Genomic DNA, 23105 nt, shown 5'->3' on the forward strand with positions numbered 1-23105 from the left:
CCAACGAAAGGACACACCATGCGCCGTCTGCCCGCCCTTGCATTCACCTGTCTGCTGGCTGCCACCCTCGGGGCCCACGCCGACAGCACCGCCAAGGTCGACCAGACCGGCGACAGCAACACCGCCAGCATCGAGCAGAGCGGCCCGCTCAACGAGGCACTCGTCAGGCAGAACGGCACCGGCAACAGCGGCTCGATCTATCAGGCCGACACCGCTGAATCGAACCAGGGTAGCGTCGTCCAGCTGGGCAGTGGCAACGAGGCCTCGATCTACCAGGCGCCAGATAGCCACTTCGCCACGGCCAGCGTCTATCAGCAGGGCAATGACAACCGCGCCGAGGTCCAGCAGACCTGGTACGCCAATGACCTGCTCTTGAGCAGCGTCGGTGACGGCAATTTCATTTCGGCCAGCCAGAGCGGGCTGGCACAGGCCGAGGCCTACCAGGTCGGCAACGACAACTCCGTCACCCTGACCCAGGACGGCATCTATCACGGCACCCGGACGACCATTTACCAGGTCGGCGACGAGAACATCGCCAGCGTCGCGCAGGGCGACGCCGGGTTCATTCAGCTGGCGCAGAACGGCAACCAGAACACTGCGCGCATCGATCAGAACGCGCTGTTCGGCGAAGTCGTCTTCAACCAGACCGGCGACGGCAACCTGCTGACCGTGGCGCAAAACGGCCGAGGTCAGGCCTTCCGCGGCTCTTCGACCGGCAACGACAACAGCGTCGAGCTGGTTCAGGAATTCGAAGGCCACCAGGCCAGCGTGGTGCAGATCGGCAATGACAACCTGGCCGACATCCGCCAGACCGGCGAATACAGCGAGGCGCGTATCAGCCAGGTCGGCGATGCCAATTCCGCGTACATCAACCAGGCTGCGGCGACCGTGAGCGCCTTCATCCAGCAGACCGGCAGCGGCAACCTGGCGACCATTAACCAGCAATGACCCGGTAGCGCTCGCCTGGGCGGTACCGGAGCGGAGCCTCGCCATGATGAGCGTCGTCACCCTGGCCGGCGTGCTGCTTGCCGCCGGGCCAGTCACCGCCCGACTGGAGCTCACACCCGACCAAGGTGATCGGCTCGCGCTGCGGCTGTGCTTCAGCAGCCCACAGGCACACCACCTGCGCTACCGGCTCGAGGTCCGCAGCAGTGGCAAGGCTGGCACCAGCCGCAGCAGCCAGTCGGGCGAGCTGACTTCCGGCCCCACCCCGCACTGTCCATTGAACAACCGCCTCGCCCTGAACCCTGACACCCAGATCCAGGCGACGCTGGAATGGTCCCTGGATGGCCAGCCGCAGCCACCCATCCAGCAGCGATACCCGACGGCGCAGCCGACCGGCCCGACCCCGGCCGAACCGGCGCCCGGAGAGCCAGCGCTGCCCGGTATCGGCGTGCCTGAGGCAGACGAAGAGTTGATGGCCCGCACCGATCCAGACACGTGCCCGCCTCCAGACGGGCGCCCGGTTTAGACGCGAGACAGCCCCAACGGCTCGTTGCGCACCAGCCGCCGTCCCCATTCGATGCCTTTCAGCTCGATGCAGTGGTAGGTCAGCGTCGACACGGCGAAGACCATCGCCAGCTCCAGCAGGGTCAGTAGATCGTCGACGATCCAGTTGCCAGAACTGATGTAACGCATGATCTGCTCAGTGCCCGGCTTGTCGAGAATGACGGTGTAGCTCGTCCCGGTGACCTTCGACAGCACCACCGCCGCGCTGGTGAAGGCGAAGATCACTGCCGCATGGGTCAGGTAGATCGAGAACGACAGCTCCCCGAGGCGCGTGAACAGCTGGCGCCGGAGCAAGGCCGACACGGCGCCCCGCTCTCCGGCGAACACCAGTACCACGACGCAGAACAGCAAGCTGGCGACGATGCCCTGGTGCGCGGTCGGGTGGGTCAGGGTGCGGTAGACGAGCAGCACGCAGAGCACCTCCAGGGCACTGAAGAACAGCCGGTCGTCGAGCCGCTGCAGCGCCGGTTCGAGGGCCCGGTACAGGCGATAGGTCAGGGCACCGGCAAAGAAGCACGCAGCGCCACGCCAGATGAATGGCTTGATCACGTCCAGTTCGACATAGAGCGCGCTGAAGGACACCAGCGTCGCCAGGGCCAGGATCGGCCCGCAGTAGCGCGGCGCCACCAGCAGCACCAACGCCAGCAGCAGGTACAGGTAGTACTCGATGCTGATGCTCCAGGCCGGCGTGTTGAACGACAGGCTGTTGAAGTCACCGATCCAGGACTGCAGCAGCAGCGCGTTGGGCAGGATCTCGCTCGGGGCGGTCTTGCCGCTGAACGCCGGATCGTTGAAGGCGAAGCCGTGATGCTCGGCCCACAGCTTGCCGAACTCCAGGCCGATGAATACCAGCAACATCACCAGATGCAGCGGATACAGCCGGAAGGTGCGGCTGATCAGAAAGCGCCTGAGCACCTCGGCATCGAACAGTCGCGTGCCGTACGCGTGGTACATGACGAACCCGCTGAGCACGAAGAAGAATTCGACGAACAGGTCCGCATGGCGGAAGAAGGTCAGCTCCGAAAAACTCAGCAGGATCTGCGTATGGAACAGCACCACCGCGACCGCGCAGATACCGCGAAAACCATCCAGTACAACGAAACGTCTCATTCCTGCACCTTGCTAGACATCCAGGCATGTCCTCTGCGCGTTGCGCAGGCCGTCCTGGCCGAGGGTTGTCGAAGGGGAGCGTGCTCCCGGCCAATCTGAGAGCAATTGGCCATCAAACTAGTTCCGGCGCGCCGCGCATCGCATCCAGAAAAGCGCCACCTATCACCTCCCGGGAACCGCAAGCGGGGCCTTGGCTTCTACCGAGCCAAGCCACGCTCTGACTATTCGAGGAGATCCGATGCGCATATCCCTGAAACCCCTGCATGAGCAGGTCATCGTCATCACCGGCGCGTCCAGCGGGATCGGCCTGGCAACCGCGCGCCTGGCCGTAGAACGCGGCGCGCGTGTCGTGCTGGTGGCGCGCAACGAAGAGGCGCTGCAGGACATCAAGCAGCAGCTGAACGCCGGCGAACGGGTGCTGCACGTGCAGGCCGACGTTGGCGACCGTGCCCAGCTGGAGCGCGTAGCCAACGAAACCATCACGCACTTCGGCGGTTTCGACACCTGGATCAACAACGCCGGCAGCTCCGTCTGGGGCCGCTTCGATGAGGTCAGCGACGACGATCACCAGCAGGTCATGCAGACCAACTTCTGGGGCACCCACTACGGCTGTGCGATCGCGCTCAAGCATCTGCGGGACAAGGGTGGCGCCCTGATCAACATCGGCAGCGTCGAATCGGCCAACGCGCTGCCCTTTCACGCCAGCTACAGCGCCAGCAAGCATGCGATCAAGGCCATGACCGACGTGCTGCGGGTGGAGCTGCAGAAGTCCGGCACCCCCGTCTCGGTGACCCTGGTGCGGCCATCCTCGACCGACACCCAGTTCATGGACCATTCGAAAAACTACCTGCCCAGCGCGCCGGTCTTTCCACCGCCGGTCTACGCGCCCGAAGTGGTGGCGCGCGCCATTCTCGATGCGGCCGAGCATCCGCAGCGCGACGTCTACATCGGCAACGCCAAGCTGCTTTCCAAGCTGGCGCAGAATGCGCCACGCCTGGCCGACTGGATCAACCGCACCTTCGTCTACGACGCCATCCAGAGCGGCCGCCCGGATCGCCACCCGCAGGGCGCGCTTCACGCCAGCGACGTGGGCCACGCCGGGGACGGACGGGTCAGCGGCGGCTACCCGGGCCACGTGCTCAGGCACAGCCTCTACACCCGCGCCACGCAGCATCCGGTCGCCACCACTGCCGCCGTGGCCGTGGGCGCCGCGGCACTGATCGCCCTGTTCGGCCGGCGCGGTCGCTGACGAAGGTTCGTTCAGCCGACGTTCAGACAAGGTTCAGGCGGTGTTCAGGGGCTCCCGCGCAGGATGGAGGCGTCATTCATCCATTGCTGCAAAGGAGCGACACCATGAAAACGCTGCAGACCCTGGCCATCGCCACCAGCCTGAGCCTCGTGACCCTGGGCGCCAATGCCGCGGACAACTTCGCCGGCCTGACCTGGGGCAAGAGCACGTCCAACATCGACCGTTCGAGCACGCTCAAGCAGAACATGGCGGGCCCGAACCGCTTCGATGACGTCATCAAGAACAGCGGTACTTGGGGCGTTCGTGCCGGTCAGATGACCGACGAAGCGCGCTACTACGCCACCTACGAAAATGTCTCCGATGACTATGGCAACGGCCTGAAGCTGCGCCAGCAGAACCTGATCGGCAGCTACGACGTCTTCCTTCCGGTGGGCGACAGCACTCGCCTGTTCGGCGGCGCGAGCGCCGGCCTGACCAAGCTGGAAAACGAGTCCAGCGGTTACAGCCGCGACAGCGACATCGGTTACCTGGTCGGCCTGCAGGCCGGCGTGCTGCAGCGGGTCAGCGACAACGCATCGGTCGAGGCCGGCTATCGTTATCTGCGCAGCAATGCTGGCACCGAGGTCGCCGAGCGCGGCGTCGGCAAGGTCGGCTCGATCGACCTGCACAGCACCGGGCAGGCCTACCTCGGTGTGAATTACCATTTCTGAGCCGACGCCTGCCGCTTCGGCTGATACGGAAAAACACGGCCGGGACTGCGCTCCCGGCCGTCTGCATACAGGAGCCGTCGATGAAAGTGCTGGTGGTGGAAGACGAGGCGCTGCTGCGCCACCACCTCAAGACCCGCCTGAGCGAAAGCGGCCATGTGGTCGATGCGGTGGCGGACGCCGAAGAGGCGCTGTACCGAACGCGTGAATACAACCATGACGTGGCCATCATCGATCTCGGGTTGCCCGGCGTCTGCGGGCTCGACCTGATCCGCCAGCTGCGCAGCAATGGCGAAGCCTTTCCAATCCTCATCCTCACCGCACGAGGCAACTGGCAGGACAAGGTCGAGGGGCTTGCCGCCGGTGCCGACGACTACCTGGTCAAACCGTTTCAGTTCGAAGAACTCGAGGCCCGGTTGAATGCCCTGCTCCGGCGCTCGTCCGGCTTTACCCAGGCCAGCATCGAGGCCGGTCCCTTGAAGCTCGACCTCAACCGCAAGCAGGCCACAGTGGCTGGAGAGCCCTTGGCGCTGACCGCTTTCGAGTACCGCATACTCGAATACCTCATGCGCCACCAGCAGCAGGTGGTCGCCAAGGAGCGGCTGATGGAGCAGCTCTACCCCGACGACAGCGAGCGTGACACCAACGTCATCGAAGTGCTGGTCGGGCGGCTGAGGCGCAAGCTCGAAGCCCAGGGCGGACTCAAGCCGATCGATACCGTTCGCGGCCTCGGCTACCTGTTCACCGAGCGCTGCCGATGATGCGCCGCTGGCTGGCGCGCGCCCGCGCCCGGCGCAACGGCGGCCTGTCGCTGCGCCTGCGGCTGATGCTCGGCGCGACCCTTCTGGCGGTGCTCTTCATGCTGGCGTTGCTACCCGTTCTGCAGGCCGCCTTCAGCCTGGCCTTCGAGCGCGTCATTGCCCAGCGGCTCGCTGCCGATGCCAACACCCTGATCACCGCGGCGCGGCTGGACGACGGTCGGCTGGTCATGCCCGAACGGCTCCCGGACGAGGAGTTCGACCTGCCCGATGCCGGCCTGCTCGGCTTTATCCACGACCCGGCGGGGGGGCGGGTCTGGCAATCGCGGTCGGCCGAGGACGAACACATCGACTACCAGCCGCGCTACCACGGGGGCGTCACCGAGTTTCGCCGCGTGCGCGATCGGGACGGCCGCGAGTATTTCGTCTATGACGTGGAGCTGCGCCTACCCGGCGATACGAGCGAAGGCTACAGCTTCATCACCATGCAGCCCACCAGCGAGTATCGCAGCATGTTCGGCGAGTTTCGCCGCCAGCTGTACGGCTGGCTGGGTGGCGGACTGTTGCTGCTCCTGGCGTTGCTCTGGCTGGGGCTGACCTGGGGCTTCCGCTCGCTCAAGCGCCTGAGCCGCGAACTGGATCAGGTCGAATCCGGCCGCCTCGAGCGGCTCAGCGACCAGCATCCGCGCGAGCTGCTGCGCCTGACGCGTTCGCTGAACCGTCTGCTCGACGGTGAACGCCGCCAGCGCGAGCAGTACCGGCACTCGCTCGGCGACCTGGCGCACAGCCTGAAGACGCCGCTCACGGTGCTGCAAAGCGTGGGCGAGACGATCAGCGCCCAGCCTGGCAGCCGCGAGCACGCGCAGATCATGCGCGCCCAGATCGAGCGCATGAGTCAGCAGATCGGCTATCAGCTGCAGCGCGCCAGCCTCGGCCAGAGCGGCCTGGTTCGTCACCGCGTCGCCCTTGAGCAGCTGCTCGAACGCCTTTGTTCGACCCTGGACAAGGTCTACCAGGACAAACGCGTGCAGGTCGACATGCAACTGCCTGCCGGCGCCACGCTCCCGCTGGAACAGGGCGCGCTGATGGAGCTGCTCGGCAATCTGCTGGAAAACGCCTATCGCCTCTGCGTGCGGCAGGTGCGCATCCGCTACCGACAGGAGGCCGATCAGCTGCTGTTGAGTATTGAGGACGACGGGCCCGGGGTGCCGGTCGCTCAGCGCGCACGTATCGTTCGACGCGGCGAGCGTCTGGATGTGCAGCACGCGGGCCAGGGCATCGGCCTGGCGGTGGTCAAGGACATTCTCGACAGCTATGGCGGCGAACTGCGCCTGGACGACTCCAGCCTCGGCGGCGCCGCGTTCCATGTCCGCCTGCCGGTCGATTGAGCCGACGAAGGGCACGCCGGTGACGGTCCGGTTTTCGCGTCTGGCTGCTAGAGTTCACCCCTCTCACACGCATCGGACGCAGCGGCATGTCACTGGACGATCAGAAACGGCTGGTTCGCAACCACGTCGACCTCACCTGGAATCGCGGCCGCATGGCGCTGGCCGAGCAGATGCACAGCAAGGATTTCCTGTACAAGAGTTCCTTCGTTGGCCACCCGCTCAACAGCACCGCCTTCCTCACCCTGGTGGCGCAGATCCGCACGGCCATGCCGGACCTGGAAGTGGTCATCGAAGAGTGCATCGCCGAGGACGACAAGGTCGTCACCTGGAGCACCCTGATCGGCACCATCCAGACCCCTGCACTCGGCTATCCGCCCAGCGACAAGATCCTCAGCATCTCCGCCATGGCGTTCTGGACGCTCACACCGGCCGGACACATTCGCGAGATCTGCACCATGTTCGACATGGAAAGCTTCCGCTCGCAGCTCGGCCTGAACACGCGCACCTACGCGGAAAAGGCCTTGCCCTAGCGGTCGGCGCGCAGTCATCCGGCGCCGTTCAGGGTCTACTGTGCATTCGCCCCGTATTCGAAGGCAGGTTGAATGCTCCGGCCGTTGTTGCTCGCCACCCTGGTTGTTGTCGTTGTTCTCGCGCTGATCCTCTCGGCCATCGACCCGCATGACCGCACCACCTGGCTGCTTGAGGTGATGCCGGCGGCGTTGCTGCTGCCGGCACTGATGTACAGCCATCGACGCTTCCCGTTGTCGTCGCTGCTGTACCTGTTGCTGGGCGTCATGGCGTTGGGGCTGATCGCCGGTGGGCATTACAGCTTCGCCCGGGTGCCGTTGGGGTTCTGGCTGCAGGAGTGGCTGGACCTCAGCCGCAATCCATACGACCGGCTCGGCCACGTGCTGCAGGGCGTCATCCCGGCGCTGCTCGCACGGGAATGGCTGATCCGCGGAGCCCGAGTCAGGGGTCGTCACCTGCTGCCGTTCCTCTGCGTATGCGTGGCGATGATGGTCAGCTCGGTCTACGAACTGGTCGAGTGGGCCGCAGCCCTGGCGCTGGGCCAGGGTGCGGAAGCGTTTCTCGGTATGCAGGGCGATGAATGGGACACCCAGGCCGACATGTTCTGTGCCCTGCTCGGTGCCGTCGCGGCCATGACCTTGCTGGTCCCCGTGCACGACCGCAGCCTCGCGGCCCTGGACGAACCCCGCCCGGCCCGCTGCAAGCCCACGGGTGAACGCCTGGCCGAGTAGCGATGACGCGGCTCCGGCGAGTATCAAGACGGTCAATGACCACTATCGACACGCTCGCGTTTGTCCCCTCGGCGCGCCCCCGTAGCATAGGTCCCGTACCCAGCTACACAGAGGACTCTCTCATGAAAAAGCTACTTGCAAGCCTGGTTCTTGCCAGCGTCGCCTCCAGCGCACTCGCCGTACCACCGAGCCACCCGCAACCCGTTCTGGGCGAGGCGCAGGGCGCCGCTACCGTCCGCAAGGACGTGATGACCCAACCCGGACTGGCTGAAAACGGCTTCGAGCGTACCCCGCTCGGCCAGTTGTTCGCCGAGGACGGTTTCGACCTCACCCCACAGGCTGATCGCCTCGCCGATGATGGCTTCGAACGTACCCCGCTCGGCCAGTTGCTCGCCGATGATGGTTTCGAGCGTACTCCGCTCGGTCAGTTGCTCGCCGAGGATGGCAGCGACCGCGCCGGAATCGGCAGTGTCTGAGCTCCGCTCCACCTTCAAGGCGCCGTTGGCGCCTTTTTTTTGCCTGAAAGAAACTCGATCGGTGGCGCAAAAGGGGTGCGTCCCAGTGTCGCACCTCGGTGGATACCGCTATTTCTTGTACAACATCAATACCAAAGTACAATTTATGTAATATCTAAGTGCCAGCATTCTGACCGTGTGGTCGCTTCATGGATGACGCTCCGCTCATCAACCCACCGAGAACATCCATGAACCTGACCGTCAAACTGAAGCTCGCGCTGAGCTTCGCCGCCCTTACTCTCATCGTCCTTTTCATCTCCGTCCTGGCGGTCCTCGAACTCGCCAAGTCCAACGCGGCTTTTTCCGATTACGTCGAGGGCGTCAACGCCCGAGAAGAGCTGGCTTCGAAGCTGCTCATTGCCGCCCAGCGTCGCGCCGTCGCGGCGCGCAACCTGGTGTTGCTGTCTTCACAGGCAGACCTGCAGCTGGAACATGCGGCCGTGCTCGAAGCCCATCGTGACGTGCAGCGCAACCTCGACGCGCTGAACACGGCGGTCCAGCGGATCGCAGATGACAGTGCCTTGAGGGAGAAACAGCTGCTGGCCGAAATCACGCGTGTGGAGGGTCTCTACGGTCCGGTCGCACTGGACATCGTCGAGCGTGCCGTGGCCGGGCAACGTGACGAAGCCATCGTGCGCATCAATCGCGATTGCATCCCACTGCTGCGCCAGCTGCTGGCGGCGGGCGAGGCCTACATGCAGCACAGCCGCGACGTGGCCAACGCGGACGTGGAGACCGGGCGCCATGAGTACGAAACCCAGCGCAAGCTGATGATCGGCGTCTGCCTCCTCGCGGTCCTGCTCGCGCTGGGGCTGGGCATCGGAATCGTGCGGAGCCTGCTGCGCACTCTGGGCGCCGAGCCGCTGGAGCTGTCCGCTGCGGCAAGCCGGGTCGCCTCGGGTGACATTCGCCGCCTGCCGGGCGCCGAGCACGCCCCGGCCGGCAGTGTCATGGCCTCGCTGGGCGAGATGCAACGTAGCCTGGGCGAGCTGATCGGACAGGTCCGCCGCTCGGCCGAAACCCTTTCCGGCGCCGCCGAGGAGCTGTCGCAATCGACCGAGCAGGCCAGCGCCGGAGTGGTCGCGCAGAAGCAGGAGGTCGATCAGGTCGCCACGGCCATCCATGAAATGGCCGCCACGGTCCAGGAGGTCGCACGCAACTCCGAACAGGCAGCCAGCGCAGCCCTTGCCGCCGACCGGCAGGCACAGGCCGGCGAAGCCACGGCCCGCCAGGCGGTGGCTCAGATCAAACAGCTCGCTGACGAGGTCGCGCAGTCGACCGGCGCGATGACACGCCTCAAGCGTGAAAGCGAACAGATCGGTGGCGTGCTCGATGTGATCAAGTCGGTCGCGGACCAGACCAACCTGCTGGCGCTGAACGCGGCCATCGAGGCGGCACGGGCGGGCGATGCGGGCCGCGGCTTCGCGGTCGTTGCCGATGAAGTCCGAACGCTGGCACGCCGCACCCAGGAAGCGACCGTGGAAATCCAGTCGCTGATCCAGGGACTCCAGGCGATCGCCGAGGAAGCGGCCGCCACCATGCAGGTCTGCAGCGACCTGACCGAGCGCACCGTGTCAGGCGTGGACGATACCGGTACGGCCGTTGCCGACATCACCCGCATGATCACCTCGATCCAGCAGATGGTGCAGCAGATCGCGACCGCCGCCGAGGAGCAGAGCGCCGTCGCCGAGGAGATCAGCCGCAGCGTGACACGAGTGAGGGACATCGCCGACGAGTCGGCCACTTCCACCGAGCAGACCGCGGCATCCAGTGTCGAGCTGGCACGGCTCGGTGGCACCCTAAGCCAACAGGTCCAGCGTTTCGAGGTCTAGTGATGGCGGTCCGTCGCGGCCAACTCACCACAGCCAGCCCAGCCATAGCAGCGCTGCCAGCAACCAGGCACTGACCGCGAGCGCGCCGGTGCTCCAGAAGCGGTTCCAGCGGCGCTCGCGTCGGCGCCAGCGATGGGTGTCAGCGCGAGTGTCCGGCACCTGCAGCGGGGGTCGCTGGACCACGCGCTTGAGCGTCAAGGACAAGCGCAACGCCGGGTTGGGCCTGGCGCCGAAGGTCACCGGCACCCGCACTCGCAGCGCCACTGCCGCCGCCACGAAGGCCAGCAGCAAGGGCCAGGTCGCCGCCCAGATGCCACCGGGGTAGAGGCCATGCAACAGCGGTTCGCGCAAAGCCCGCCAGGCCCAGGGCAGGATCAGCGACAGGCCGCCGAGCAGTGCCCAGGGCAGCACCTGCGCCCATGGCAATCGCTGGTCGGGGGCATCTTCGGCCTCGCGGCGCATCAGCCAGAGCGCACGCAGCAGCAACAACGAGGTGGTCAGGCTGGCGACGCTGAGCCATCCCTGCCAGCCGGCGAACGCGCCGGCGCTCCAGGCGTCCTTCAGGGCCGTTTTCACCGCGCCGCCGGTGGTCAGCGGCAGGCCAGCCAACGCCAGTGCCGGTAACGCCAGCCATACCCAGCCAATCCGTGACAGGCGGCCGGCATGAGTCAAGCCCGCCGCCAGGAACAGCGCGCCTTTGGCAAAACCGTGATGAACCCCGTAGAGCATCAAGACAAGCGTCAGCGTCGCGGTCTGGTCCGGGTGACGCCAGAGCAGGGCGAGCAGAATGACCAGGTAGCCCATCTGGCTGACCGAGGAATACGCCAGCGCCGCCTTTGCCTTGCGGCTGCCCAGCCCCAACAACGCCGGGTAGATGGCCCCGAAGAGCCCCATCAGCAGTAACGGCTCGGCCCAGGCCGCCAGCAAGGGATCCGCCTCGGGCAGGCAGCGCCAGATCCCGAGCATGCCGGCCTTGAGCATGGCACCCGAGAGCACTGCGCTCGCCGGGGCTGGTGCGGCCGGGTGAGCCAGGGGCAACCAGACGTGCAAAGGCCAGAAACCGGCCTTCAACCCGAGCCCCACCAGCAGCAGGACCAGGGTCAGGCCGTCGATCGGTACGTCCTGCCAGGTGGCGAAGGCGAAGGCGCCGTCCGCCGAGTGAGTGCGCAGCATCAGCCCGGCCAGTAGCGCCATCTCGCCGAGAATCGCCAACTGCAGGTAGAGCCGCCCGGCACGCCGCGGCGCCGGCCCGCCCAGGTGCACGATCAGCCCGTAGGCGGACAGACTCATGGCGCTGAAACCGAGATAGAAACTCAGCGCATCGGTGGCGATGATGAGCAGCAGGTTGCCGGCCAGGGCCAATTGCCAGAACGTCCAGAAGCGCCGGTAGCGGACGTCGCCGCGCTGGCTGCTGCTGGCAAAGACCCCGGCGCAGCCCCAGAGCAGCGCGGTAAAGCCCAGCCAGGCACGGCTCAGATCGTCATCGGCGCCCCAGCGCACGCCGTCCCAGAGCATCGACAGCTCCAACACCGGCACCGGCCAGGCCGCTGCCACCAGGGCCGGCACACTACCCAGCCAGAGCCAACCAACCGCGCGCCGCCGCAAAGTGCCCAGCAGCACGAGCATCAACAAGGGCGCCAGCGGGACCAGCAGCCAGTGCCAGGCGCCGCTCATATCCGGAACTCCCGGTCGACGATCAATTGGGCCCAGCCCAGCGGGCTCAAGGCGGTGCCGGCGAACAAGCCGACCAACACCGCGAGGGCCGCTGTGAACAACGCGGGCAGGAGCAGCATCCAGTGCGTCTCCCAGCGTTCCTCGCGCCAGTTGTCCTCGTGCCAGTCAGCCGGTTCGGCGAACCAGCCGCGCCAGAGCAACGGCAGAAAGTAACCCGCGTTGAGCAGCGCCGACCCCATCAGCACCAGCAGCACCCAATCCTGCCCGACTTCCAGTGCGCCCAGGCCGAGCGCCCACTTGCTGACGAAGCCGGCAATCGGCGGGATGCCGATCATTCCCAGCGCACCGATGCTGAAGGCGGTCATGGTCAGCGGCATGCGCCGGCCCACACCGTCCATTTCACGGATGCGATGGATGCCCAGGGTTTCGGCGAAGTTGCCCGCGCAGTAGAAGAGCGTGACCTTCATCAGTCCCTGATGCACCAGGTGGACCAGCCCGCCCACCGCCGCGATGGGCCCCAGCAAGGCGACCCCCAGGGTGACGTAGGAGACCTGGCTGATGGTCGAGTACGCCAGGCGCTTCTTCAGCTCCTGCTGCTGCAACGCCCGCACCGAGCCGTAGAGAATCGTCGCCGCGGCCAGCCAGAGCAGCGGCCCGGCAACGTCCAGCTCCGCCAGTGCCTCTGCACCATAGACGTCGTACACCACCCGGACGATGCCGAACGCCCCGGCCTTGACCACCGCCACCGCATGCAACAGGGCGCTGACCGGCGCCGGTGCGACCATCGCCTGCGGCAGCCAGCCGTGCAGCGGAATCAGCGCCGCCTTGACGCCCAACCCGGCCACCAGCAAGGCGAAGGCCACACGCAAGGTCAGATCATGCTCGCCGACTGCCGCGAGCAGGTAGCCGCCCGGCTGGAAATCCGGCCCGCCGGCGAGGCTGTGCAGCAAGGCGACGCCCATCAGCACCAGCGCCCCGCCGCCGACCGTATAGGCCAGGTAGACGCGCCCGGCGCGCAGCGATTCGGGCGTGCCGCGATGCACCACCAGGGGGAAGGTGGCCAGCGTCAGCATTTCGTAGAACAGCAGGAAGCTGACCAGGTTGCCCGCCAGCGCCAAACCCACCGTGGCGCTGACGCAAAGGCTGAAATAGCCGAAGAAGCGTGAGCGCAGGGGCGATTGCTCCAGGTACCCGATGGCATAGACCGTGGTCGCCATCCATAACACCGAGGACAGGGCGACGAACAGTAAAGACAGCGCATCGGCCTGCAGCACCAGTGGCGCGCCGGGCAGAAACGGCAGACTGAAACGGAATTCCAGGCCACGGCTGACACCCCAGATCATCGCAGCGACGAGCACCAGCTTGATCACCACTCCGCAGAGGTTCAGCGCAACCCGTAGGCGTTGTTGGTCCTCACGCAACGTGAAGATCATCAGGCCCGGCAGCAGCGAGCTCAGAACGATCGCCAGGGGCAGCCAGCCGGTCCAACTCATCGCGCCACCCCACCGAGCCAGAGCAGCAGAGGTTCGCTGATCAGTGCCAGGCTCAGCACCAGCAGTGCCGGGAGCATCGCCAGCCACTGGGCGAGACGATCCGGCGCGACGCTCGGCGGATTGGGCCGCGCACGGTCGAAGCCGAGCGCCACCACCCGGAACACATAGGCCGCCGACATGAGCGTCCCCAGCAGGATGCCCAGCGCCCAGGGCCAGTGCTGCGGCTGGACGAACAGTGGCTCGAGCAGCAGCCACTTGGCGAGAAACCCTCCGCTGGGCGGCAGGCCGATCAGGCTACCGCCAGCCACTGCGAAGGTCGCCATGGCCACCGGCATGTTCTGGCTCGCCCCCTTGAGCGCGCGAACCCGGCGTGTGCCGAGCACCCGCTGCAGCTCCCCGGCGGCCAGGAACATCGAGACCTTGGCCAACCCGTGCGCCAGGATGAACAGCCACAACGCCGCCTCCAGCCTCGGCTCCTCGAGCCGCAGCAGCAGGCCGAGCGCCAGCAAGGCGTAGCCCAGCTGGGCCACGGTCGAATAGGCCACCAGCATTTTCAACCGCGGTGCGCGCAATGCCGACCATCCACCCGAGAGCAACGCGACGATGCCCGCGATGGCGAACAGCATGCCCGCCGGGCGGCCCAGCTCCGGCGGCGCGATTTCGCTCCAGATCAACCAGAGGATGTATATCGGTCCCTTGACCACCAGCCCGGAAAGCAAGGCACTCACCGCCGTCGGAGCCCCGGAATGCGCCGGCGGCAGCCACAGGTGCAGCGGCCAGAGCGCCGCCTTGAGCATCAACCCCAGGCTCATCAGCAACAGGGCCAGACGAGTACTGGCATCCGCCTCGGCAAGCCCCGCCAGGAGCGGCACGTCGAGCACACCGTACCGCCCATAGAGCAGGGCGACGCCGAACAGGTAGGCGAGTGATCCGGCCAGCGAAAGCATCAGGTAATTGAAGGCTGGTCGATGGGACTTGCGGCCGGCCAGCGCGACCAGCGCAACCGCCGTCAGGCTGAGCAATTCGAGGGTGACGTACAGGTTGAACAGATCCGCCGACAACCACAGCGCCGCCAGCGCCGCATGCAACAGGCTGGACAGGGGCCAGTAATCCCCGCTACCGGTGGCGTGCGGGCTGCGCGCGGCAAAGAGCGCGACCAGCAGATGCAGCCCGGCGGTGAACAACAGCAACAGCGCCGTCAGCGGCGTCAGTTGAAAGCGGATCGCCAAGGGGGGTGTCCAACCGCCGATCTGCAGCATCTGTGGACCGAGCGCCATCGCTTGGTGCAGCGCACCGGCCGCGGCCAGCAGGCTGCCCAGGCTCACCGCGATGACCCACAAGCCAGGGCGCCGTGGCTGCAGGACCACCAGCAGCAAGCCGGCCACCAGCGGCAACGCCAGGCTCAGCAGCGCAGCCGTCATGGCCGCCGCTCCTGCTCGCCGAACGCCACCCCGGCCAGTCGCAGCGCCAGCGCCGTTGCACTCACCGCCACCACCAGCCCGGTGACCACCAGCGCCACCAGCAGCGGGTCGCTTGGCTGGCTGCGCGCGGCCAGGGCAATCATCACCAGGAACACGCCGCTGCCCATCAGGTTGAAGGCGATGATCCGCCGCAACGCATGGCGCAGCGTCAACAGCCCGTGCAATCCGAGCAGCCAGAGCGCGGCGCCGATGACCAGCCAGAACAGGGTCGAACTCATCCGTCCGACTCCTCGTGCTCACCCACCACCAGCAGGCTCAGGCTGGCGGTAATCGACAGAGTGGCCATGGCTTCGATCAGCAGGATCAGGCCCTTTGCCGCGCCGTCGGGGTAGGTCAGCCAGCCCGAGCCCAACCAGGCGGTGGCAAGGGCCACCGCGACAAACACCAACAGCCCACCCAGCACCAGCACTCGCAACGGCAGAAACGACCAGCGCAACACCGGCAAGAGGCCGGACAGGCGCAGCAGGACCACCCCGGCCGCCAGCAGCGAGCCGGCCTGGAAGGCGCCGCCCGGCGAGCTGGCTCCCCGCCAGAGCAGGTAGCCGGCGGCCAGCACCAGCAACGGCGCCAGCACCCTCGCCCAGCTACGCAGCAGCGGCCAGGGCTCGGCCAGTTCGAGCCGCCGCGGACCGAGCTGGCGCGCGCCCAGCAGGGCCAGCAGCAACACGGCGAGCTCCAGCAGCGTGTCCCAGGCACGGAAATTCAGGAGCACCGCCGTGACCGGGTATTCGACCCCACTGGCTGGCATCGCCTGCGCGATCACCTCCGGCATGCCCGAGCGCACCGGGTCGAGCGGTGCCAGGCCCTGGACCAGCATGATCAACAAGGGCAGCACCACCGCTGCAGCCGCCAGCCGGTGGCGCCTGGCTCCCTGCGGCGGTTCGTCCGGCTGGTTGGCCAGCGCGGCGAACAGCAGCACACCGGTGAGCCCGGCGCCGATCGCCGCCTCGGCCAGAGCCAGGTCCGCCGCGCCCAGGCGTGCCCAGACCAGCGCCAGGGCCAGGCCGAACGCGATGAACAGCAGCACGCTGACATAGAGCGTGCGGCCATGCAGAGCGCCGATGGCCAGGCCAAGCAGCAAGGCACCGAGTGCCCCGTCGAGCAGCCACTCAGTCATCGCTGGACTCCTCCTCGGCCTGACGAGCCAGGAGCTGGCAGGCGGTCGCGCTCGAGGCGAGCAGCAGGAGCCAGATCAACAGCATCTGTATGACTTCCAGAAGCCCCTCGGCACGCAGCGAGAGACCGGCGATCACCAGCCCCAGGCCCAGGGTATCGGCCTTGGTCAGGGCATGCAGGCGACTGACCGTGTCCGGAAACCGCAGCAGCCCGACGCTGCCGGCGGCAAAGAACAGCAGTCCGCCGACCAGCAGGGCCCAGCTGAGCAGTTCGAGCAGGGTCTCAGTCATGCCGGCCCCGCCGCAGCAATTGCACCAGGGCCACACTGGCGACCGCGGCGAGCAGACCCAGCACCAGCGCCACATCACGCAACGCCGGCTCGGCCTGCCATTGCGCCAGCACCAGCAGCACCGCCGTGCCGGAGGTGCCGAACAGCTGCACGGCCAGCAGGCGGTCGACCCGTGCCGGGCCAAGCAGCACCCGGCCGAGACCGATGACGATGGTCAGCAGCAGCAATCCGAGGTACAGCGCCATCAGCCGCGGCCCCCTGCGCCGAGCAAGCGCTGCAGGTGTCGCTCGAGCTCGGCCACGGTCGGTTGCCAGGCCTGCCGCTCGTCGAGGACGTGGACGCGCAGGCGTTCGCCGTCCACCCGCGACGACAGAGTGCCGGGCAACAGCCCAACCAGTGCCGACAACAGCAGGCGAACCTGTGGGGACGCGCATTGCAGGGGGTAGTCGAGCCAGGCCGGCTGCAACGGCCGACGTGGATGCAATGCGCGCACCGCGACGTCCCAGCCGCCCGCGAGCATCCGCATCAGGAAGAAGGCGATGAAGCCCGGCAGCGCCGAAAGGGTGGGATGCCATGGCCGTAGCCCCAGCCAGACTGACAGCAGCACCGCGAGCAGAATGCTGGGAGCGCCCAGGGACCAGCCGCCACCCTCGCTGAACGACGCCCAGAGCGCGGCGTAGATCGCCGCCCACCCCAGCCCATCGACCCAGCGGCGCTGCGATCCGGTCCGCTCCATGTCTGCTCCCTTCGTCGTCCACCTCATCTATTGTTTGGACTGACCGTGGCGCAAGCGTTCCCCATCGGGCTTCGCAGGGTGTTTCCAGCCGTTGCGACCGGTGTGCGTGTCGCCCGCCGAATCCACGGGCGAATAAATTCGCCCCTACAGATCGCGCAGCCCGCACAACCGACGGCGCACAAAGTCGCCCCAAAGATTGCGGCCCGTACAACCGCCGGCGAATCATTTTGCGTCTGGGTGTTGGGGCGATTTTATTCGCCCGGGGCATCAACCCAGACGAAAACAGGCGGTGTTATCGGCCAGGCGGCGAGTGCCGTCGCCCAGACGGTCGGCGACGCCGTGTACCGCCTGGGCGGCAGCGAACGGGCCCAGCGCGGGCGGCGCCATGGAAACCATGGTTCGCCCTCAAGCGTTACGGGGCTGTAGCGCCACGGGCGAATAAATTCGCCCCTACAGATCGCGAAGCCCGCACAACCGACGGCGAACAAATTCGCCCCAAAGATTGCGGCCCGTACAACCGACGGCGAATCAATTTGCGTCAGGTNCGAAGCCCGCACAACCGACGGCGAACAAATTCGCCCCAAAGATTGCGGCCCGTACAACCGACGGCGAATCAATTTGCGTCAGGTGTAGGGGCGAATTCATTCGCCCGTAACATCAATCCAGACGAAAACGGGCGGTGTTATCGGCCAGGCGGCGGGTGCCGTCGCCCAGCCGATCGGCGACGCCGTGTACCGCCTGAGCGCCCTCGAGCAGGCTCAGCGCGGCCTGGTCGACGCGTTGGATATTGCCGCTCACGTCCTCCGCGGTGGCCGCCTGCTGCTCCACGGCGGTGGCGATCTGCACGATCAGGTCGCTGACGCGTTGCACAGCGCCAGCGATCTCGCCGAGGTGGTCGCCCAGTTCCGTCACCGCTCCGGCGTCCCGGGTCGCCTGCTCGCAGGCCGTTTCCATCAGCGCTACCGATTGCTGAACCACCTGCTGCAGGGCCTCGACGGTCCCGGCGATTTCGCGGGTAGAGTCCTGGGTGCGTTGCGACAGGCTGCGGACCTCGTCTGCCACCACGGCGAAACCGCGCCCCTGCTCGCCGGCCCGGGCCGCTTCGATGGCTGCGTTGAGTGCGAGCAGATTGGTCTGCTTGGCGATGCCTTTGATCACGTCGATGACCCGATTGATCTGCTGCGCCTGCGCCTGCAACTGCCCCAGCGCGGCGGAGGTCTCGCCCATGCGCTGAGTCAGCTGATGCATGCTGGCGGTGGTCTGTACGCTGCGCTGGTTGCTCTGCTCGGCGATCCGCCGCGTCTGTGCGGCATCCTGGGACGCCTGCTCGCAGCCCTCGGCGACCGCCTGGGCCGTGGCCGCCATCTCGGTGGCGGCCGTGGCGATCTGACTGACCTGCGCTTGCTGGTCCTCCACCGAGCGCAACGATTGCTGCGCCTGTCGGGTGAGGTCCTGCACCGTGCCACCTAACGTGGCGCTCTGCTGGTTCACACCTTCCAGGGACTCGCGCAGCTGCGCCACGGCCTCGTTCAGCGCGGTGCCGATCAACGCCAGTTCGTCCTGGCCGTGCGTCCGGGTCTGGCAACGCAGATCGCCGTTGCGCAGCGCCTGCGCCATGGCAGTGATCCGCGCCGTGCTCGCGCGGATCGACGCCTGCAGACAAACCAGGGTGTAGAGCGCCAGTACCACCAGCAGGCCGAACGCCAGCGCGGTGAGCGACAAGGCCTGCAATGCCTGCTGGCGATATTCTCCGAGCCGCTGATCGAGCGCCGCCAGGGTCGCAGCCTGCAGCCGGTAGACCTCCGCGAGCGCCGCATCCATGCCCTGCTCGAAGGTCTCGCTGTCCAACTGCACCTGGCCATCGAACAGGTCGCGGTCGAGCCGCTCGATCCAACCGTCGAGTGCCTGCAGACTGGCGCGATAGCCCTGCTCCCAGCTGGCGAGCGAGGCCGGCAATTTGCCCTGCAGGTGGTCCGGATACTTGCCCAGCTGAATGCGCTGGGCGCCGCTGGCCGCGCGGATCTCCCGGAGCTGCAAGCGGCTCTGCATGCTGAACTGCCCGGACGCCACCACGCCCTGGCCCACGCTGGCGAGCACGCCGAGCTGTTGGGCCATGCTGGGTGCGGCCTGGGTGGTGATCTGCATCATCAGGTAGGTTTCCAGCCAGGGGTCGAGGATCAGGCCGCTCTCGGTGGCGATCTGCTCGCGCACGGCGACCACCTCCTGTAGCGCCTCGGTGAAGCGGTCATAGGCGTCCGGCCACCAGGCGGTGCCGGCCAGGGCCGCCGTACGCAAACCGTCGCGCCGGGCCTGCAAGCGCCCCATGCCGGCGCGCACGTCCTCGCTGGCTCCGGCGGCATCCAGGCTCGTTTTCAGGGCAGCGAGACTGGCATCGAGCTCGGTTTCGCTGACCTGCATGGTCGCCATCAGGGCCCGTGTCTCATCACTGACTTCGCGGTTCTTCTCGCTGGCCTTCCAACGTGCCGTGATGTTGCGCTGGGCAACCAGCAACGCCTCGACGCGGTCCAGCGACACCAGCTGCTCCACGCCGGAACGCTCGTTGGCGACCAGTTGCAGCTTGTCGGTATAGCCCTGGCCGATCGACCACACCGCATAACCCAGCGGCAGCACGAACATCAGCGCCAGCAGCTGGAACTTGCGGGCAAAGCTGAAGCGCTCGAGCGTGCGCACTCCCGGCAGCAACAAGGCGTTCATCGCCTTTCTCCTTGATCAGTGATACGGGGCGATGCCCGGTACCGGACGCCGCATGGGCAGGCTCAAGCAATACACGCGCCACGCAACGACCAGCCCCGGACCAGATAGAAGCAAAACGCCATCAGCCACAGACCAAGCATAGATGCTGCTGGCAAAGTTGCCCGGCCCTTGGCGACGCATGGCCGCTGGGGCGCACCAAAAGCGGGCACGGCGCCGCCCTGATCACCAGCCGCGAGCGCGTCAGGGTGAAGCGGATGTTCGCTGCAAGACGGCGGCCGACCATGGTCGTCAGGCCAAACGGGAAACCTTTCGGCACCTCACCGCTCGAAAGTCCGATGCCAGGCCGAGCGCTACCAGCTTGCCGCGCGAGCCCAGCAGTCAGGCTGGCCATCCCCATACCGCTCCCCGAGGGCGGCCGAACCTATAGCGGGCAGTAGCCCAAGCCTGCGTGATGCCTGTACCGGCACGCGTGCGAGGAGCCGTTAGATGAGTGCGATTGCGTTAATGATTGTGGGGCTGGCGGCGATGTCGCTGGGGTATCTGTTCTACTCGAAGTTCATCGCCGAGAAGATCTACCGTCTAGACCCGAATTACCGCACCCCGGCCCACACGATGCGCGACGGCGTGGATTACGTGCCCACCAACAAGTTCGTGCTCTGGGGCCATCACTTCACCTCGGTCGCGGGCGCCGCACCCATCGTCGGACCGGCCATCGCCGTTATCTGGGGCTGGGTACCGGCGTTCATGTGGGTGGTGCTGGGCACCATCTTCTTTGCCGGCATCCATGACTTCGGCGCGCTCTGGGCCAGCGCTCGCAACAAGGGCCAGTCGGTCGGCATGCTCAGCGGCCGGCTGATCGGCTCCCGTGGGCGCAGCCTGTTTCTGGTGGTGATCTTCCTCGTCCTGCTGATGGTCAACGGCGCCTTTGCCGCGGTGATCTCCAACCTGCTTGTGTCGACGCCCACATCGGTCATCCCGGTGTGGGGCGCGATCGTCGTTGCACTGGTGATCGGCCAGCTGATCTACCGCTACAACGTCAAGCTGCTCTGGCCGTCACTGGGCGGCGTGATCGTGCTTTACCTGCTGATTCTGCTCGGCAGCCAATACCCGGTGACCTTGCCAGATACGGTGCTGGGCCTGAGCGCCAAGTCGTTCTGGATCCTGCTGCTGTTCGCCTACGCCGCCATCGCGTCGCTGCTGCCGGTATGGGTGCTGCTGCAGCCGCGTGACTACATCAATGGCCTGCAACTGTTCGTCGGCCTCGGCCTGCTCTATCTCGCCGTGCTGTTCGGCGCGCCAGAGCTGGTGGCACCGGCCTACAACGCCGAATTGCCAGCCGATAGCCCGAGCATCGTGCCGCTCCTGTTCGTGACCATTGCCTGCGGGGCGATATCCGGCTTCCACGGGCTGGTCGCTTCGGGCACAACGTCGAAGCAGCTTGACAAGGAGACCGATGCCCGTTTCGTCGGCTATTTCGGTGCCGTAGGTGAAGGCATGCTCTCGCTCGCGGCGATCATCTGCTGCACCGCCGGCTTCGCCACGCTGCTCGACTGGCAGCAGGTATATACGGCGTTCGGTCAGGGCGGCGTGAATGCCTTCGTCCAGGGCGGCGGCACCCTGCTGGCCAACGGCCTGGGCCTGCCGGCGGATCTCGGCGCCACTATCCTCGCGGTAATGGCGATCCTCTTTGCCGGTACCACCATGGACACCGGCCTGCGCCTGCAACGCTTCGTGATCCAGGAGGCCGGCGAACTGGCGGGCATGAAGGTCAACACGGTGGTCGGCACCCTCATCGCCGTCGGCGTCTGCATGGCGCTGGCCTTCGGTGCCGGCTCCGAGGGTAGCGGCGGGATGGCGATCTGGCCGCTGTTCGGCACCACCAACCAACTGCTGGCGGGGCTGACGTTGTCGATCATCACCGTGCTGCTGATCAAGCAGGGCCGACCCGCGATGTACACGCTGGTGCCGTTGGTGTTCCTGCTGGCGATGTCGATCTACGCGCTGCTGGTGCAGATGGGCCAGTTCTACCGTGCGGAGAACTGGTTGCTGCTGGGCATGGACGTGGTGATCCTGATCGCCGCGCTGTGGGTCACCCTCGAAGCGGTGATCGCCATGCGCAAGGGTCGCGACCCGGCGGCCGACATGACCACCGACGAGCCGCTGCCATGACACCGAGGCCGTTCTTCGAGCGCCTGTCGGACGGGCTGAAGGAGTTCTACGTCGCGCCCTACCGGCGTACCTTCGCCCGCGCCCGGCGCGACGAGGACGACCTGTTCATGCTGCTGGTGTTCTCCGAGGCATTGGGCGTGCCCAACCCGGCCGCCTGGTACACCCTGGAACTGATGCCGGAGCTCTACGAACGTTTTCACGACTGGCACCTGCGCATGGGCATGGAGCACTCACCGCTGGACCACATCGGATGCTGCTAGCGCTGGCCGCCCAGCGGCGGGTGCTGTTCATAGGCGGCAAGGGCGGCGTCGGCAAGACCACCGTCGCGGCCGCCACTGCTTTGCAGCAGGCGCGTGCCGGGCGCCGCGTGCTCTTGGTGTCCACCGATCCAGCGCACAACCTCGGCCACCTCTGGAATCGCTCGATCGGGTCGAACATCGTGCGCCTGGCCGCCGGGCTCGACGGGCTGGAACTCGACCCAGACGAAACCGTTCGCCAACACCTCAATGAAGTCGGCGCGGCCCTGCGTCGGCTGATGCCGCCGCACCTGGCCGGCGAGGTCGACAAGCACATGGCGCTGTCCCGCGACGCACCCGGTATGCACGAAGCAGCGTTACTCGAACGCATTGCCGATACCCTCATCCAGGGCCTGAACCGCTATGACCTGCTAGTCTTCGACACCGCCCCATCCGGCCACACCTCCCGGCTGATGGCGCTACCGGAAATGATGACCGCCTGGACCGAAGGCCTGTTGCAACGCCAGGAACGCAGCAAGCGCTTCGGCGACGTGCTGCGCAATTTCGGCAAGGACGACAGCGGTCTCGGCGAAAGCGTGCTCGGCCAGGAACAGGGTGACGGCGAGGACCGTCAGCAGCGTGTACGTCAGTTGCTCTACCGACGCCGTGAACGCTTCAGCCAGTTGCGCGAGGTGATCCAAGATCAACAGCGCTGCGCCTTCGTCATCGTGCTTGCCGCCGAGCGACTGCCGGTACTCGAAACCATCGAGCTACAGGCCCAGCTGCAGCGCAGCGGTATCGACGTGGCCGGATTGGTGGTGAACAAACGCTCGCCCGCCGATGCCGGCCCCTTTCTTGCCGAGCGTCAC

24 protein-coding genes are annotated in these 23105 nt (G+C 66.6%); 13 read left to right on the forward strand and 11 right to left on the reverse strand.

The genetic code is table 11. From position 1 onward, the window contains the following. The first annotated feature begins 18 nt into the window (after positions 1–18). Entirely contained in the window at positions 19–948 is a 930-nt protein-coding gene (locus MST27_RS15910) for a hypothetical protein (protein WP_243606911.1), read from the forward strand. 43 nt (positions 949–991) lie between these two features. Beyond that, positions 992–1471 carry a curli-like amyloid fiber formation chaperone CsgH gene (gene csgH / locus MST27_RS15915; RefSeq protein WP_243606912.1) on the forward strand — a complete coding sequence of 160 codons (480 nt, stop codon included), beginning with the start codon at positions 992–994 and terminating at the stop codon, positions 1469–1471. On the opposite strand, the gene MST27_RS15920 is transcribed toward csgH, so the two are convergent. Beyond that, on the reverse strand, positions 1468–2619 hold the full coding sequence (locus MST27_RS15920; RefSeq protein ID WP_243606913.1) for an acyltransferase family protein: 1152 nt from the start codon (positions 2617–2619) through the stop codon (positions 1468–1470). The two genes, csgH and MST27_RS15920, sit on opposite strands and share 4 nt — an antisense overlap. A gap of 238 nt (positions 2620–2857) precedes the next feature. Here MST27_RS15920 and MST27_RS15925 point away from each other — a divergent pair, with 238 nt between their 5' ends. The 8 genes from MST27_RS15925 to MST27_RS15960 all read left to right on the forward strand — a co-directional run bounded on the left by MST27_RS15925 (position 2858) and on the right by MST27_RS15960 (position 10327). Next, positions 2858–3868 carry an SDR family oxidoreductase gene (locus MST27_RS15925; RefSeq protein ID WP_243606914.1) on the forward strand — a complete coding sequence of 337 codons (1011 nt, stop codon included), beginning with the start codon at positions 2858–2860 and terminating at the stop codon, positions 3866–3868. 104 nt (positions 3869–3972) lie between these two features. Then, the gene (locus MST27_RS15930; RefSeq protein WP_243606915.1) at positions 3973–4578 is read left to right on the forward strand and encodes an outer membrane protein; all 606 of its coding nucleotides are present in this window, start codon (positions 3973–3975) and stop codon (positions 4576–4578) included. An 80-nt stretch (positions 4579–4658) separates the two neighbouring features. After that, positions 4659–5336: a response regulator gene (locus MST27_RS15935; RefSeq protein ID WP_243606916.1), complete on the forward strand. Its 678-nt coding sequence runs from the start codon at positions 4659–4661 to the stop codon at positions 5334–5336. Beyond that, complete coding sequence (locus tag MST27_RS15940) at positions 5333–6721, forward strand: ATP-binding protein (RefSeq protein ID WP_243606917.1); 1389 nt, start codon at positions 5333–5335, stop codon at positions 6719–6721. The genes MST27_RS15935 and MST27_RS15940 overlap by 4 nt, the downstream gene beginning before the upstream one ends. A gap of 86 nt (positions 6722–6807) precedes the next feature. Then, positions 6808–7251, forward strand: a complete 444-nt coding sequence (locus MST27_RS15945) for a ketosteroid isomerase-related protein (RefSeq protein ID WP_243606918.1) — start codon at positions 6808–6810, stop codon at positions 7249–7251. Between the two features lie 72 nt (positions 7252–7323). Next, positions 7324–7980 carry a DUF2238 domain-containing protein gene (locus tag MST27_RS15950; protein WP_243606919.1) on the forward strand — a complete coding sequence of 219 codons (657 nt, stop codon included), beginning with the start codon at positions 7324–7326 and terminating at the stop codon, positions 7978–7980. Positions 7981–8102: 122 nt separating this feature from the next. Next, on the forward strand, positions 8103–8456 hold the full coding sequence (locus MST27_RS15955; protein ID WP_243606920.1) for a hypothetical protein: 354 nt from the start codon (positions 8103–8105) through the stop codon (positions 8454–8456). A 227-nt stretch (positions 8457–8683) separates the two neighbouring features. Next, positions 8684–10327 carry a methyl-accepting chemotaxis protein gene (locus MST27_RS15960; RefSeq protein ID WP_243606921.1) on the forward strand — a complete coding sequence of 548 codons (1644 nt, stop codon included), beginning with the start codon at positions 8684–8686 and terminating at the stop codon, positions 10325–10327. Between the two features lie 24 nt (positions 10328–10351). Here the strand turns inward: MST27_RS15960 and MST27_RS15965 are convergent, their stop codons facing one another. The 10 genes from MST27_RS15965 to MST27_RS22805 form a co-directional block, all read right to left on the reverse strand. After that, a complete protein-coding gene (locus MST27_RS15965; RefSeq protein ID WP_243606922.1) occupies positions 10352–12001 on the reverse strand; it encodes a proton-conducting transporter transmembrane domain-containing protein in 1650 nt (549 codons plus the stop codon). Continuing rightward, positions 11998–13494: a complex I subunit 5 family protein gene (locus MST27_RS15970; protein WP_243606923.1), complete on the reverse strand. Its 1497-nt coding sequence runs from the start codon at positions 13492–13494 to the stop codon at positions 11998–12000. Before MST27_RS15970 ends, MST27_RS15965 begins: the two co-directional genes overlap by 4 nt. Then, positions 13491–14915, reverse strand: coding sequence for a complex I subunit 5 family protein (locus tag MST27_RS15975; protein ID WP_243606924.1), 1425 nt, complete (start codon positions 14913–14915; stop codon positions 13491–13493). The genes MST27_RS15970 and MST27_RS15975 overlap by 4 nt, the downstream gene beginning before the upstream one ends. Continuing rightward, on the reverse strand, positions 14912–15193 hold the full coding sequence (locus MST27_RS15980) for an NADH-quinone oxidoreductase subunit K (protein ID WP_243606925.1): 282 nt from the start codon (positions 15191–15193) through the stop codon (positions 14912–14914). Before MST27_RS15980 ends, MST27_RS15975 begins: the two co-directional genes overlap by 4 nt. Continuing rightward, entirely contained in the window at positions 15190–16092 is a 903-nt protein-coding gene (locus tag MST27_RS15985; RefSeq protein WP_243606926.1) for a hydrogenase subunit MbhD domain-containing protein, read from the reverse strand. Before MST27_RS15985 ends, MST27_RS15980 begins: the two co-directional genes overlap by 4 nt. Beyond that, positions 16085–16381 (reverse strand): cation:proton antiporter, encoded by a 297-nt coding sequence (locus MST27_RS15990; RefSeq protein WP_243606927.1) that lies wholly within the window; start codon positions 16379–16381, stop codon positions 16085–16087. The genes MST27_RS15985 and MST27_RS15990 overlap by 8 nt, the downstream gene beginning before the upstream one ends. Next, a complete protein-coding gene (locus MST27_RS15995) occupies positions 16374–16625 on the reverse strand; it encodes an MrpF/PhaF family protein (RefSeq protein WP_243606928.1) in 252 nt (83 codons plus the stop codon). Before MST27_RS15995 ends, MST27_RS15990 begins: the two co-directional genes overlap by 8 nt. Beyond that, positions 16625–17116: a Na+/H+ antiporter subunit E gene (locus MST27_RS16000; protein WP_243606929.1), complete on the reverse strand. Its 492-nt coding sequence runs from the start codon at positions 17114–17116 to the stop codon at positions 16625–16627. Before MST27_RS16000 ends, MST27_RS15995 begins: the two co-directional genes overlap by 1 nt. A gap of 267 nt (positions 17117–17383) precedes the next feature. Further along, a complete protein-coding gene (locus MST27_RS22460; RefSeq protein WP_275973252.1) occupies positions 17384–17512 on the reverse strand; it encodes a hypothetical protein in 129 nt (42 codons plus the stop codon). A 261-nt stretch (positions 17513–17773) separates the two neighbouring features. Further along, positions 17774–19831, reverse strand: a complete 2058-nt coding sequence (locus tag MST27_RS22805; protein WP_243606930.1) for a methyl-accepting chemotaxis protein — start codon at positions 19829–19831, stop codon at positions 17774–17776. Positions 19832–20317: 486 nt separating this feature from the next. Between MST27_RS22805 and MST27_RS16010 the strand changes: the two genes are divergently transcribed. From MST27_RS16010 to MST27_RS16020, 3 genes are all read left to right on the forward strand, one after another. Beyond that, a complete protein-coding gene (locus tag MST27_RS16010; protein ID WP_243606931.1) occupies positions 20318–22000 on the forward strand; it encodes a carbon starvation CstA family protein in 1683 nt (560 codons plus the stop codon). Next, positions 21997–22260, forward strand: a complete 264-nt coding sequence (locus MST27_RS16015) for a cory-CC-star protein (RefSeq protein WP_243606932.1) — start codon at positions 21997–21999, stop codon at positions 22258–22260. The genes MST27_RS16010 and MST27_RS16015 overlap by 4 nt, the downstream gene beginning before the upstream one ends. After that, on the forward strand, positions 22251–23105 hold an 855-nt coding region (locus MST27_RS16020), incomplete at its 3' end, for an ArsA family ATPase (RefSeq protein WP_243606933.1). The genes MST27_RS16015 and MST27_RS16020, both read left to right, overlap by 10 nt.

It is taken from the genome of Stutzerimonas marianensis (genome assembly GCF_022810315.1).
GTDB lineage: Bacteria > Pseudomonadota > Gammaproteobacteria > Pseudomonadales > Pseudomonadaceae > Stutzerimonas > Stutzerimonas marianensis.